Below are 12,593 nucleotides of genomic sequence, written 5' to 3' on the forward strand. Positions count from 1 at the left end.
CAATGTGATCGCTCATTCGCCCTCGCCACGCGGATAACTGCGAAAATCCACTTAAACTTGCTGTTGTGGGCATACCGCGAAGGACGACCACAGTGGCGCTGGCGGCAGCGGCCACAATCGCCTCGACCGGCTCGGCGTATGTCGGGGCCCGCAACCTGCTGATCGGCCAGGCCGACCAGGCCCGACAGGTGATCCCGAAGGCGTGGGACATCCCGCCGCGGGCCGACGGCGTCTACCTGCCGGACGGCGGACCCGTCGAGCGGTGGCACCGCGGCGTGCCCTTCGACCTGCACCTGATGATCTTCGGAGACTCGACCGCCACCGGCTACGGCGCCGAGACCGCCGAGGAGGTCCCCGGAGTGCGGTTGGCCCGCGGGCTGGCCGAGGCGTCGGGCCGACGCATCCGGCTGAGCACCAAGGCGATCGTCGGCGCGACCTCCAGAGGTCTGTCCGGGCAGATCGACGCGATGTTCGTCGCCGGGCCGCCGCCGGACGCCGCGGTGATCATGATCGGCGCCAACGACATCACCAGGCCCAACGGAATCGGACCATCGGCGCGACGACTCGGTAACGCGGTGCGGCGGTTGCGCGCCGCGGGCGCCGTCGTCGTGGTCGGCACCTGCCCCGACTTCGGCGTCATCACCGCGATTCCCCAGCCGCTGCGCTGGTACACGCGCAGCCAGGGGTTGCGGCTGGCGCGGGCGCAGGCGTCGGCGGTGCGGACCGCGGGAGGCGTCCCGGTGCCGTTCTCCGACCTGCTTTCGCCGCACTTCCGCAAGACGCCGGAGGAGTTGTTCTCCTCGGACATGTTCCACCCCTCAGGCGCCGGCTATGCGCTCGCGGCCAGCCAGTTGCTGCCCGCGCTGTGTAATGCGTTGAGCGACTGGCTCGATTGCGCAGCGCCCGATTTGCCGTGGCAGTCTCGCTCGGCGGAAAACGGCACACTGCGCGCGCGGGTCGGCGGGTTGAGCAGGCTGTGGCGCCGGTCGACTGGGGTCCCCGCACCTGTGCTGGGGAGGGTGCCTGCGCCCGTCGCGGTGCCCGCCAGCTAGGTTTCTCGTATCCATCGATGCGAGGAGACGCCATGGTAGAAGCCGTCATTGTCGCCACCGCGCGGTCACCGATCGGCCGCGCCGGCAAGGGATCACTGGTCGATATGCGGCCCGACGATCTGGCCGCGCAGATGGTGCGCGCGGCGCTCGAGAAGGTGCCAGCCCTCGATCCGCACGACATCGACGACCTCATCATGGGCTGCGGGCAGCCCGGCGGCGAGGCCGGTTTCAACATCGGCAGGGCGGTGGCCGTCGAGCTGGGGTATGACTTCCTGCCCGGCACCACGGTGAACCGGTACTGTTCGTCGTCGCTGCAGACCACCCGCATGGCGTTCCACGCGATCAAGGCGGGCGAGGGCCATGCGTTCATTTCCGCTGGCGTGGAGACGGTTTCGCGGTTCCCGAAGGGCACCTCGGACGGCTGGCCGGACAGCAAGAACCCGTTGTTCGCCGACGCGATGAGCCGCTCGGACCAGGCCGCCGCCGGCGCCGAGGAATGGCACGACCCCCGCGAGGACGGGGTGCTTCCCGACGTCTACATCGCGATGGGCCAGACCGCCGAGAACGTCGCACTGCACACCGGCATCAGCCGCGAGGACCAGGACCAGTGGGGCGTGCGCAGCCAGAACCGCGCCGAGGAAGCCATCAACAACGGGTTCTTCGACCGGGAGATCGTGCCGGTGACGCTGCCCGACGGGTCGACGGTGGCCAAGGACGACGGCCCGCGCGCCGGCACGACCTACGAGAAGATCAGCCAGCTCAAGCCGGTGTTCCGGCCGAACGGCACGGTGACCGCCGGCAACGCCTGCCCATTGAACGACGGCGCCGCCGCGCTGGTGATCCTGTCGGACACCAGGGCCCGCGAGTTGGGCCTGACGCCGCTGGCGCGCGTCGTGTCGACCGGGGTGAGCGGTCTGTCGCCGGAGATCATGGGCCTGGGCCCGATCGAGGCGACGAAGAAGGCGCTGGCCAATGCCGGCATGTCGATCGACGACATCGACCTGTACGAGATCAACGAGGCGTTCGCCGTGCAGGTGCTCGGTTCGGCACGCGAGCTGGGCATGGATCTCGACAAGCTCAACGTGTCGGGCGGCGCGATCGCGCTGGGTCACCCGTTCGGCATGACGGGCGCGCGGATCACCACGACGCTGCTGAACAACCTGACGACGCACGACAAGACGTTCGGCCTCGAGACGATGTGCGTCGGCGGCGGCCAGGGCATGGCCATGGTCATCGAACGGCTGTCGTAGCTTCGGCTCGTCTAGTGTGCATTCAGATCGCAGATCCGCCTGCTACGAGGCTTTTTCGCGATCGGAATGCACACTAGCCGCCCAGGCGCGGCGCACCAGGTTGACGATGTCGGAGGGGTGGACGCCGGCGACCACCCGAATGTGCGTCCAGCCGCGGTATGCGATGAACTCCGACCGCGCGATGTCGCTGCCGAGCCGCGACGGGAGGCGATGCAGTTCGCCGTCGTACTCCACGGCGATCATCACGTCGTCCCGCCCCATGTCGAGGTAGTAGCGGGCCCGCCCGAAATCGTCGTAGACGGGTATCTGCGTCCGCGGTTGGGGGAAGCCGGCGCGAACGAGGAGCAGACGCAGCCACGTTTCGCGCGGCGACTGCGCGCCCGGGTCGCAGAGGTCTAGAACCGGTAACACCCGCGGTACGCCTGGCGACCCCCGGTGCCGTCGGACAAGATCGGCGACGGCGTCTCGATCGAAACGAGTCGCATTGCCCAGCGCGTCGAGCCGAGCCACCGCCTTGTCGCCCCGGGTCAGCCGGGCCAGGTCGAAAGCCGTCCGCTCCGGCGTCGTCACCGGTATGCCGTCCACGAACTGCCACTCGTCGCGAGCCAACCTGTCGCGGCGCGTCACGATCCCGCGGGGCGCACGCGGATTCGACCAGACGAGGTCCACCTCGGCATCCTCGGTTAGGTACTTCGATCGGTGTATCGCCGCGGCGGCCAGGCCGGCCACCACCCCGCGGCGGCGGGTCCACAGCCAGGCGGCCGTCGTTCGCTGCGCCCGAGTCGGTGTGACACCGCGGCTCAGATGGACGCCCGGATACAGCACCTGGAAACGAGTCCGCAATTGGTGCTTGTTGGCGACGAGGCCGTCGCGAAGCGCCTCACTTCCGACGAACGGCGTCTGCAAGTCCGCACTGTCGATCACCGACCCGACAACTTCGGCGATTCGAGCCGGTCGCGAGAGCCGGCCTGGGGATGGAAACGAAAAGGCCCGGCACATTTCGTGCCGGGCCTTCTCGCAAGGCTGCTAGTCGCTGTTGAAGTACGACAGCAGCCGCAGGATCTCAAGGTACAGCCAGACCAGGGTGACGGTCAGGCCGAGCGCGATGCCCCAGGCCGCCTTCTCCGGCGCGCCCGCGCGCACCATCTGATCGGCGGCGTCGAAGTCGATCAGGAAGCTGAACGCCGCCAGGCCGATGCACAGCAGCGAGAAGCCGATGGCCAGGGCGCCACCGCTGCGCAGGCCCAGTCCCTCACCGCCGCCGACACCGAACAGCGCCAGCACCAGGTTGAGCAGCATCAGCGCGACGACGCCGAACAGGCCGGCGACGATCATCCGGGTGAACTTCGGCGTGACGCGGATGGCGCCGGTCTTGTAGACCACGAGCATGCCGAAGAACACGCCCAGGGTGCCGACGATCGCCTGGGCGATCATGCCCACGCCGCCGACCGAGGCGATGTTGGCGATGATGAACGAGATCGCGCCGAGGAACAGGCCCTCCAGGGCCGCGTAGCTCAGCACGATGGCCGGGTTGTCCTGCTTGCGCGCGAACACCGCGACCAGCACGAGGGCCATGCCGCCGAGCGCGCCCACCAGGGTGAACGGCATCGCCAGGCCGAGATTCTGGCTGACGAGGTAGTACGAGACGACCGCGACGGCAGTCAGCACCGCCAGCGTCATGCCGGTCTTGGTGACGACGTCATCGATGGTCAGCGGCCGGGCGACACCCGCCTGGCGCTGCTCCGGGTACTGGGTCACATAAGGATCTGCGTGTACCGCCTGCGTACCGTAGCCGGCGGCTCCGGTACCGAATTGCGCATATCCGCCCTGCGTCTTCGGCAGGGATCGAAATACCGGGTTGCTGGATTCCCGCACCGTCGGTTCCTCTCCTGTGATGTGGTTCGTCTACTGGCGAACACACCGTCAACGTTCCGCGACACCGCTCGGTTCCCGAAGGGCCTCCCAGCGTCTTCACAGGGAACCCTACCCGGAGCCACGCCAGGTCGGACGACGATCTAGATTGCATAACCGTGGGCGAAAACGAGGATGTCCTAGTAAGTGTTGACCGCGGCGTCGGACTGATCACCCTCAACCGGCCCAAGGCCATCAACTCGCTCAACCACCCGATGGTCACCGCCATGATGCGGGTGCTCGGCGAGTGGCAGCACGACGACGACGTCACCGCCGTCGTCGTCGACGGGGCCGGCGAACGTGGCCTGTGCGCGGGCGGCGACATCGTCGCGCTCTATCGCAGCGCGAAAGCCGACGGCCCCGAAAAAGGGGTTGAAGCGCGGGCGTTCTGGTACGACGAATACCTGCTCGACGCCCAGATCGGCCGGTTCGGCAAGCCGTATGTCGCGCTGATGGACGGCATCGTCATGGGCGGCGGCGTCGGGATCAGCGCCCACGGCAGCGTGCGCGTGGTCACCGACACCACCAAGATGGCGATGCCCGAGGTGGGCATCGGCTTCATCCCCGACGTCGGCGGCACGCTGATCCTTTCGCGCGCGCCCGGCCTGCTCGGCTATCACGCCGCGCTCACGGGCGCGAACTTCGACGGCGCCGACGCGATAACGATGGGTTTCGCGGACCACTTCGTGCTCCACGACCAACTCGGCGCCTTCAAGGCCGCCGTCATCAGCGACGGGCCCGACGCCGCAGTGCAGGCCTTCGCCACCGAACCACCACCCAGTAACCTTGCCGCGCAGCGGGACTGGATCGACCACTGCTACGCGAAGGACACGGTCGCCGACATCGTCGCGGCGCTGCGCGGCCAGCACGCGGGCCCCGCCGTCGACGCGGCCAACCTGATCGCCAGCCGCTCCCCCGTCTCCGTGAGCGTCGCACTGGAAGCCCTGCGCCGCGCCGCAAAACTCGACACACTCGAAGACGTGCTGCGCCAGGAGTACCGGACATCGTGCGGATCGCTGCGCTCCCACGATTTCGTCGAGGGCATCCGCGCCCAGGTCGTCGACAAGGACCGCAACCCGAAGTGGTCGCCTGCCTCGCTGGCGGCCGTCACCACCGCCGACGTCGAGGCCTACTTCGCGCCGGCCGACCGCGAACTGGAGTTCTCATGAACTACGAAACGATTCTCGTCACCCGCGACGACCGCGTCGGCACCATCACGCTGAACCGGCCGAAGGCCCTCAACGCCCTCAACAGCCAGGTGATGGCCGAAGTCACCGGTGCGGCAGCCGAATTCGACGCCGATCCCGGTATCGGCGCAATCGTCGTCACCGGCAACGAGAAGGCCTTCGCCGCCGGCGCGGACATCAAGGAGATGGCCGACCTGTCGTTCGCCGATGTGTTCGGCAGCGACTTCTTCGCCGCCTGGGGCAAGTTCGCCGCCACCCGCACGCCGACGATCGCCGCCGTCGCCGGCTACGCCCTCGGCGGTGGATGCGAGTTGGCGATGATGTGCGATCTGCTGATCGCCGCCGACACCGCGAAGTTCGGCCAGCCCGAGATCAAGCTCGGCGTTCTGCCCGGCATGGGCGGCTCGCAACGGCTCACCCGCGCCATCGGCAAGGCCAAGGCCATGGACCTCATCCTCACCGGCCGCAACATGGACGCCGAAGAGGCCGAACGCGCCGGCCTGGTGTCGCGGGTGGTGCCCGCCGACAGCCTGCTCGACGAGGCCAACGCCGTCGCCAAGACCATCGCCGGAATGTCGCTGTCGGCATCGCGAATGGCCAAGGAAGCCGTCAACCGCGCCTTCGAGTCGACACTCGCCGAGGGACTCCTCTACGAGCGCAGGCTGTTCCACTCCGCCTTCGCCACCGACGACCAGACCGAGGGCATGAACGCGTTCACCGAGAAACGCCCCCCGAGCTTCTCGCACCGTTGATAATCTGCGGGTGACCGACACCGCCGCGCCAGCACCCGAGCGTCTCGAGCCGCGCGAGGAGTCGACGCCGGCGAGACCATGGTGGCTGCGCCACTACACCTTCACCGGCACCGCGGTCGCCCTGGTCTTCATCTGGTTCTCGCTGACCCCGTCGCTGTTGCCCCGCGGCCCGCTGTTCCAGGGCTTGGTCAGTGGTGGCGCGGGTGCGACGGGTTACGCGCTCGGCGTGTTTTCGGTATGGCTCGTCCGCTACATGCTGTCCAAGGACACCAGCCCGCCGGCACCGCGGCAGGCCTGGATCGCGCTACTGGTCATCGGCGTGATCGGCCAGGTCCTGATGATCGTCTACTTCCATGTGTGGCAGGACGAGGTCCGCGACCTCAACGGCGTGCCGCGGCTCGGGTTCTGGGATCACCCGCTGACCGCGGTGCTGTCGATCGTGACGCTGTTCGTCCTAGTCGAGATCGGCCAACTGATCCGCAAACTCGTGCTGTTCCTGATGCGTCAGCTCGAGAAGTTCGCTCCGCCAAGGGTGTCGGCGGTCGTGGCCGTCGGGTTGCTGCTCGCCTTGACCATCGCGCTGATCAACGGCGTCGTGGTCCGCGTCGCGATGGACAGCATCAACAAGACCTTCGCCGCTGTCAACGACGAGACGGACCCCGAGTTCGCCGCTCCCACATCGCCGCTGCGGTCCGGCGGCCCCCAGTCGCTGGCCAGCTGGGAGTCGCTCGGCCATCAGGGCCGGGTGTTCGTGGCGGCCGGGCCGACGGTTCAGGAGCTGTCGGAATTCAACGGCAGGCCCGCCGTCGAACCCATCCGCGCCTACGCCGGGCTGCATTCCGCCGACGGGATCAAGGCCACCGCCGCCCTGGCGGCACGCGAACTGCAGCGCACCGGGGGGTTGACCCGCGCCGTCGTCGCCGTCGCGACCACCACCGGAACCGGGTGGATCAACGAGGCGGAGGCCGCGGCCTTGGAGTACATGTACAACGGCGACACCGCGATCGTGTCGATGCAGTATTCGTTCCTGCCCAGCTGGCTGTCGTTCCTGGTGGACAAGGAGAACGCGCGCCAAGCCGGGCAGGCGCTGTTCGAAGCCGTCGACGCACTGATCCGCGAGATGCCCGAGGCGCAACGCCCACGCCTGGTCGTCTTCGGCGAGAGCCTGGGCTCGTTCGGCGGCGAGGCGCCGTTCCTGGCGCTCAACAACCTGATCGCGCGCACCGACGGCGCGCTGTTCTCCGGCCCGACATTCAACAACACGATCTGGACACAGCTCACGCGCGACCGCGACGCGGGTTCCCCGATGTGGCTGCCGATCTACGACAAGGGCGAGAACGTCCGGTTCGCCGCCCGCGCCGAGAACCTGGGGCGCCCCGACGACCCGTGGGGCACCCCGCGCGTGGTGTACCTGCAGCACGCGTCAGACCCGATCGCCTGGTTCAACCCGGATCTGGTGTTCTCCGAACCGGATTGGCTCAAAGAGCCACGGGGTTACGACGTCTCCGGCCGCATGCAGTGGATCCCCGTCGTCACCTTCCTCCAGGTATCGGCGGACATGGCGGTGGCCGTCGATGTGCCGGACGGGCACGGCCACGTCTACGTCAAGGACGTCGCCAACGCCTGGGCGGCGATCCTGCAGCCGCCGGGCTGGACGCCGCAGAAAACCGAGAAGCTGCGGCCGCTGTTGTCCAACGACGAGAACGCCTAGCCCAGAACGGCCTTCAGGGCGTGGTAGCCGCCGACGACGTCGGTTGCCCGGTGCAGGCCGAGGTCGAGCAGCGCTGCGGCGGCCAGGCTCGAGGTGTAGCCCTGCGAGCACAGCACCACCCATTCCACGTCGTCACCGACCGCCTGGGGCAGCCGCGCCTCACTCGTCGGATCGCACCGCCACTCCAGCACGTTGCGTTCGATCACCACTGCGGCACGCACCTCGCCCTCATGCGCACGCTGCGCCTGCGGCCGGATGTCGACCAGGATGGCGCCGCGGCCCAGCGCAGCGGGCACCTCCGACGCGGTCAACCTGCGCAGCCGGGCCCGGGCATCGCCGAGGACGCGGTCGATTCGGCTGAGCGAGGACATTCTCAGCCCTCCGGGACGTCGGTCAGTTCTGTGCGGGTGCGACGCAACGTGTTTCGCGATGTCACGGCGTAGTACGACATCGCGGTCAGGGGCGGCGAGTAGGCGTGCACGCTCAGCGCCGGCGTGCGGGGAGCCGACGTGTCGCGGTCGGGGGCCCACACCACGTCGTGCACCCACCCCAGCGGGAACGCGGCCTGGTCACCCGCGGCCAGCCGGCGGCGGCGCAACGCCCCGCCGTGCCACCGCGTCTCGCGCAAGCTGCCGGACAGCACCGTCAGCGCGCCGAGTGAGCCGCCGTGGTCGTGCATCTCGGTCGACCGGTCGGGCGTCCAGCTGATCAACCACAGGTCGAGTTCGTCGTCGCCGGACAGGCGGGTGTACCAACGCTCGTCGCGGGGCGGGCCGTCGGCGGGCAGCAGGTGGTCGTATCGGCCACTGAGCACGTCATCGGCACCACGGTCGGTGGCGCACAGCAGATCGGGAAGTCGCAGGCGGGTCGGCGCGGAGACCGCGGGAACGGCAGAGGACAGGACTGCAGGCGAATTCATGCAAGCTCCAGGAGAGACGAACGGACAGGGTGGGCCGCTAGGCCCGGCAACACTCGTGGGGTCCGGTCGTCATGCCGGCGAGTCTCACACGACGACGGGGGCCGTGGGCGCGACGGCCGTCGCGCGATGCGGATAACCCCTGGCCACGACGTGCCGCGCCATAGATTCACCCTGAGCCGAAGTCGGCCGTGCAGGGCGGCCGGGAACCCGACAGTGCCGGTTGCCTAGATTGACGGGCATGCGCAGGCTCTCCCGTCACGCCGTCGCGGCGACGATCGCGATCGCCTTGATGCTCACCGGATGTTCGTCGGGAGGTGAGGACGCCACTGCCCCGCCGTCACCGGAGGCTTCCAGCTCCGAAGCCACCGAGACGAGTTCGCAAACCCCGACGGCCGCACCGGGTTCGGTCGCCGTGTCGCCCGGCGGTGTCACCACCGCCGTCGGCGCCCCCGCCGAGTCGACCGAGGAGGAGTACTCCAAGGCCTGCATGACGGCCAGGGAGTGGATGGATCAGCAGGGCGGCGACCCGAAGTCGCAGATCGAGCCGTATCTCGGCATGCTGCAGTCGACTGATTCGGCAGGTCCGGGTACCTACGGCACGCCTTGGTCGCAGCTGTCGCCCGCGCGGCAGGCGGCCGTCATCGTCGCCGTCCGCGCCGCGGCCGACGCACTCTGCGGCTGACCGCCCGGGACTGGCGCACAATAACGGCATGGCTGGCAAGCGCGTCGCGCTGGCTCTGGGCAGCGGGGGTGCACGCGGATACGCGCACATCGGCGTCATCCACGAGTTGCAGGACCGCGGTTACGAGATCGTCGGCATCGCGGGCTCGTCGATGGGGGCGCTGGTCGGCGGGCTGCGGGCGGCCGGAAAGCTCGACGAGTTCGCCGACTGGGCCAAGGCGCTGACCCAGGCCGCCGTGCTGCGGCTGCTCGACCCCTCCATCACCGCGGCGGGCGTGCTGCGCGCGGCGAAGATCCTCGACGCGGTGCGTGAGATCCTCGGCGATGTCCGCATCGAGAACCTGCCGATCCCCTACACCGCGGTGGCGACCGACCTGATCGCGGGCAAGACGGTGTGGCTGCAGCGCGGACCGGTCGATGCGGCAATCCGGGCCTCCATCGCGATCCCTGGCGTGATCGCACCGCACGTGCTCGACGGCCGGCTACTCGCCGACGGCGGCATCCTCGAACCGCTGCCGATGGCACCCATCGCGGCGGTCAACGCCGACCTCACCATCGCGGTGTCGCTGGCGGGCAGCGAGTCGGGCGGGGCCGGGGAGCCCGCCGACACGGGTCCGCGCGCCACCAGTGAATGGCTGTCGCGGGTCTGGCGCAGCACCACGGCGTTGTGGGACTCGACCATCAGCCGCACCGGTCCCGACGATCCCGGTGAGGGCGGCAGCGAAGAGGAACTCATCGACGCAGGCAAGGAGGTGGCGGTGCCGAAGCTGGGCAGCTTCGAGGTGATGAACCGCACGATCGACATCGCCCAGGCCGCGCTCGCCCGTCATCAGCTGGCCGGCTATCCGCCCGACCTGCTGATCGAGGTGCCGCGCAGCGCGTGCCGCAGCCTGGAGTTCCACCGCGCCGCCGAGGTCATCGACGTCGGCCGCGAATTGGCCGCCACCGCACTCGATGCCCTCGACACGACCCGAAACACCGGCGCGCCAGCCTGAGTCAGATGTCGAGGAATTCGGCCACCGCGGCCGCGACGGACCGGCCCTGCTGCCGGCCCGCATGAGCCGACGGCGCCCGGCACGCCGGGTCCAACGGGTTGGGTCCGAACGCCGCGAGCGAGGCGTCGTCGGCGAAGACACCGAACGTAGGGTGAAGGTTCCTGCGGGCGGTGACCTCGTCGGCGGCAGCACTGCCGAACACCGACGGCGACGACAGTCCCTGCGGGATCAACGCGACCACCACCTCGCAGTCGTCGGCGAGCGCCAGGTTGACGGTGCTGCCGATGCCGCCGTCCATGAAGCGACAGCTGCCGATGGTCACCGGCGGCCACACCCCCGGCACGGCACAGCTCGCGGCGACCGCGTCGACCAGGCCCACGCCCGACGTGCGGTCGAACGCGACGAGCTCGCCGGTGGCGGTGTCGATCGCGGTGATACGCAGATCGCGCTCGGGCCAGTCGTGCGACGGCAGCCGGTGCGCGATCACCTCGCGTCGCACCGATTCGGCGACGGTGTCGGCGCTCAGCGCGACCGCGCCGATGCGCTGCAGTTTCTCGGTCGTGGATCCCGGTTGGGTCATCGCGGCCATGAACATCTCGGTGATCTCCTCGATGCCCGCGCCGGGGTTGATCTCCGTCGACGACGGTGCCGTCTGCCTCTCGTAGAGGGCCTCCAACCCCAGGCCGCTTCCCAGTTGCGCGGCCACGGCGGAGCCGGCGGAGGTGCCTATCAGCACGTCGGAGTCCACCAGCGCCCGTGCGGTCGCCGGCGACTCGTCGGCGATCCCGACCAGGACGCCCGTCTCCCACGCGATCCCCGCCAGCCCGCCGCCGGCGAGCACCAGTGCCCGTCTCGTCACAGGTGGTGAGTGTGCCAGGCGCCGTGCGAGGTTCGTCGGGGTGCTAGCCCACCGCGTAGCGTGGCGCGGCCTTCCCGCTGATCAGCGGGAGGTCGAGGTACGTCGCGATGCCGGGTTCGGCGGCGCACACGGCGGGAATCGAGTTCACGCAGTGCGCGGCGGTGCCGACGATGCCGTACTCGGGGCCCTCCCCGCCGACGGCCGACTGGAACCCCTTGACGACGATGGAGACGTCGGGGTTGCCGTGCACCTCCATCTCGTAGCGCTGCCCTTCGGGTCCGAAATCCCATGGGGGATCGAGGTTTTCCTCTCCCATCAACCAGTTCACCGTCACCCGCACCACCGGTTCGCCGTCCACCAGCGCCTCCCAGTGGAACTTGCGGCCCGCGACCTGCCCGGGCTCGATGACCCCGATGGGCGAGTCGATGGGCGCCGTCGCGACCGCGATCTCCTGTGAGGAGCGCACTTTCGGGTCGGCCCTGAAGCCGATCTCGTCGACGATCATCTTGACGGCCTGGATGAAGCCGCCGTCGAGCAGTTTCTGCATCGGCCCGCTCAGCGCCTTGTCCGGCACCTCGCCGAAGCCCATCACATGGCGGACGACATCGGGCGCCTCGTAGGTGCGCAGGTCGGAATACTCCTCGGCGCGCACGAACGTCACGCCGGTCGAGAACGCCGAGAACAGCAGCGGGAACTTCTCGCTGATGCCGCCCGGCGCGATGCCGGTGCCGTGCAGCGTCGCGTTCCCCGCGATCGCCGCCTCCCGCAGCGGGGCGGCCTGCCGCTCACCCGGGTACACCCAGCCGACGGGCGTGACGACGTTCTTGCCGGACCGCAGCAGGGCGGCCACCTCATCGGGGTTGGGCAGAAGCGGTGAATACACCACCGCGTCGGCGTCGAGGGCGAGGATCTCGTCGACGTCGTTGGTGGCGGTGACCCCCAGCGGTTCGGTGCCGACGATGTCGCCGACGTCCTTGCCCGCCTTGGCCGGCGAATGCACCCAGCAACCGACGAGTTCGAGATCGGGATGGGTGAGCACGCCCTTGATCGCCGCGACGCCGACGCCGCCGGTTGCCCATTGCACGACCCGCAGGCCCATACCGCCTCCAAAACTAGAACACGTTCTACTCATGCAGGTCTACACCACAACTCGTCGGCGGCGGGTCACAATTGCCGCGATGGGTGCGATCAAGATCGGGTTCGGTGTGCTGGGACGGCTGCAGATGGCACCAGCTTCGTCATCACCGATCTGCGCTCGGCGACGGCCACTCGATCC

Annotated in this window: 13 protein-coding genes; 7 read left to right on the forward strand and 6 right to left on the reverse strand. The window is 69.1% G+C overall.

Translation table 11 applies throughout. From position 1 onward, the window contains the following. The first annotated feature begins 65 nt into the window (after positions 1-65). Both ABGB19_RS05860 and ABGB19_RS05865 read left to right on the forward strand, forming a co-directional pair. On the forward strand, positions 66-1,052 hold the full coding sequence (locus ABGB19_RS05860; protein WP_347684950.1) for an SGNH/GDSL hydrolase family protein: 987 nt from the start codon (positions 66-68) through the stop codon (positions 1,050-1,052). Positions 1,053-1,084: 32 nt separating this feature from the next. After that, positions 1,085-2,302 (forward strand): acetyl-CoA C-acetyltransferase, encoded by a 1,218-nt coding sequence (locus tag ABGB19_RS05865; protein ID WP_347684951.1) that lies wholly within the window; start codon positions 1,085-1,087, stop codon positions 2,300-2,302. A 42-nt stretch (positions 2,303-2,344) separates the two neighbouring features. Here the strand turns inward: ABGB19_RS05865 and ABGB19_RS05870 are convergent, their stop codons facing one another. After that, positions 2,345-3,226, reverse strand: a complete 882-nt coding sequence (locus tag ABGB19_RS05870) for a hypothetical protein (protein WP_347684952.1) — start codon at positions 3,224-3,226, stop codon at positions 2,345-2,347. 102 nt (positions 3,227-3,328) lie between these two features. Next, positions 3,329-4,177, reverse strand: coding sequence for a Bax inhibitor-1/YccA family protein (locus ABGB19_RS05875; RefSeq protein WP_347684953.1), 849 nt, complete (start codon positions 4,175-4,177; stop codon positions 3,329-3,331). A gap of 155 nt (positions 4,178-4,332) precedes the next feature. On the opposite strand from ABGB19_RS05875, the gene ABGB19_RS05880 reads away from it, so the two are divergent. Genes ABGB19_RS05880 through ABGB19_RS05890 form a run of 3 tightly spaced genes read left to right on the forward strand, consistent with a single transcriptional unit; the run spans position 4,333 to position 7,863 of the window. Then, positions 4,333-5,382: an enoyl-CoA hydratase/isomerase family protein gene (locus tag ABGB19_RS05880; protein WP_347684954.1), complete on the forward strand. Its 1,050-nt coding sequence runs from the start codon at positions 4,333-4,335 to the stop codon at positions 5,380-5,382. Continuing rightward, positions 5,379-6,152: an enoyl-CoA hydratase gene (locus ABGB19_RS05885; RefSeq protein WP_347684955.1), complete on the forward strand. Its 774-nt coding sequence runs from the start codon at positions 5,379-5,381 to the stop codon at positions 6,150-6,152. Before ABGB19_RS05880 ends, ABGB19_RS05885 begins: the two co-directional genes overlap by 4 nt. 10 nt (positions 6,153-6,162) lie before the next feature. Continuing rightward, positions 6,163-7,863: an alpha/beta-hydrolase family protein gene (locus ABGB19_RS05890; RefSeq protein WP_347684956.1), complete on the forward strand. Its 1,701-nt coding sequence runs from the start codon at positions 6,163-6,165 to the stop codon at positions 7,861-7,863. Here the strand turns inward: ABGB19_RS05890 and ABGB19_RS05895 are convergent. Then, positions 7,860-8,234 carry a rhodanese-like domain-containing protein gene (locus ABGB19_RS05895; RefSeq protein WP_347684957.1) on the reverse strand — a complete coding sequence of 125 codons (375 nt, stop codon included), beginning with the start codon at positions 8,232-8,234 and terminating at the stop codon, positions 7,860-7,862. The genes ABGB19_RS05890 and ABGB19_RS05895 overlap by 4 nt on opposite strands. A 2-nt stretch (positions 8,235-8,236) precedes the next feature. Continuing rightward, positions 8,237-8,782, reverse strand: a complete 546-nt coding sequence (locus ABGB19_RS05900) for a cysteine dioxygenase family protein (RefSeq protein WP_347684958.1) — start codon at positions 8,780-8,782, stop codon at positions 8,237-8,239. Between the two features lie 238 nt (positions 8,783-9,020). On the opposite strand from ABGB19_RS05900, the gene ABGB19_RS05905 reads away from it, so the two are divergent. Both ABGB19_RS05905 and ABGB19_RS05910 read left to right on the forward strand, forming a co-directional pair. Beyond that, positions 9,021-9,464, forward strand: a complete 444-nt coding sequence (locus ABGB19_RS05905) for a lipoprotein LpqV (RefSeq protein ID WP_347684959.1) — start codon at positions 9,021-9,023, stop codon at positions 9,462-9,464. A 28-nt stretch (positions 9,465-9,492) separates the two neighbouring features. Further along, positions 9,493-10,458: a patatin-like phospholipase family protein gene (locus tag ABGB19_RS05910; RefSeq protein WP_347684960.1), complete on the forward strand. Its 966-nt coding sequence runs from the start codon at positions 9,493-9,495 to the stop codon at positions 10,456-10,458. Position 10,459: 1 nt separating this feature from the next. Here ABGB19_RS05910 and ABGB19_RS05915 read toward each other — a convergent pair whose 3' ends face one another. Together ABGB19_RS05915 and ABGB19_RS05920 are read right to left on the reverse strand one after the other, a co-directional pair. Next, positions 10,460-11,317, reverse strand: coding sequence for a patatin-like phospholipase family protein (locus ABGB19_RS05915; RefSeq protein WP_347684961.1), 858 nt, complete (start codon positions 11,315-11,317; stop codon positions 10,460-10,462). Between the two features lie 43 nt (positions 11,318-11,360). Further along, the gene (locus ABGB19_RS05920; protein WP_347684962.1) at positions 11,361-12,416 is read right to left on the reverse strand and encodes a dihydrodipicolinate reductase; all 1,056 of its coding nucleotides are present in this window, start codon (positions 12,414-12,416) and stop codon (positions 11,361-11,363) included. Positions 12,417-12,593 lie beyond the last annotated feature (177 nt).

Source organism: Mycobacterium sp. B14F4, assembly GCF_039871645.1.
Classification (GTDB): domain Bacteria; phylum Actinomycetota; class Actinomycetes; order Mycobacteriales; family Mycobacteriaceae; genus Mycobacterium.

Bases quoted from the DNA above. Each gene is read 5' to 3' on its own strand.
- ABGB19_RS05910 (WP_347684960.1), top strand. From the start codon at position 9,493: ATGGCTGGCAAGCGCGTCGCGCTGGCTCTGGGCAGCGGGGGTGCACGC.
- ABGB19_RS05905 (WP_347684959.1), top strand. From the start codon at position 9,021: ATGCGCAGGCTCTCCCGTCACGCCGTCGCGGCGACGATCGCGATCGCC.
- ABGB19_RS05865 (WP_347684951.1), top strand. From the start codon at position 1,085: ATGGTAGAAGCCGTCATTGTCGCCACCGCGCGGTCACCGATCGGCCGC.
- ABGB19_RS05900 (WP_347684958.1), bottom strand. From the start codon at position 8,782: ATGAATTCGCCTGCAGTCCTGTCCTCTGCCGTTCCCGCGGTCTCCGCG.
- ABGB19_RS05885 (WP_347684955.1), top strand. From the start codon at position 5,379: ATGAACTACGAAACGATTCTCGTCACCCGCGACGACCGCGTCGGCACC.
- ABGB19_RS05895 (WP_347684957.1), bottom strand. From the start codon at position 8,234: ATGTCCTCGCTCAGCCGAATCGACCGCGTCCTCGGCGATGCCCGGGCC.
- ABGB19_RS05920 (WP_347684962.1), bottom strand. From the start codon at position 12,416: ATGGGCCTGCGGGTCGTGCAATGGGCAACCGGCGGCGTCGGCGTCGCG.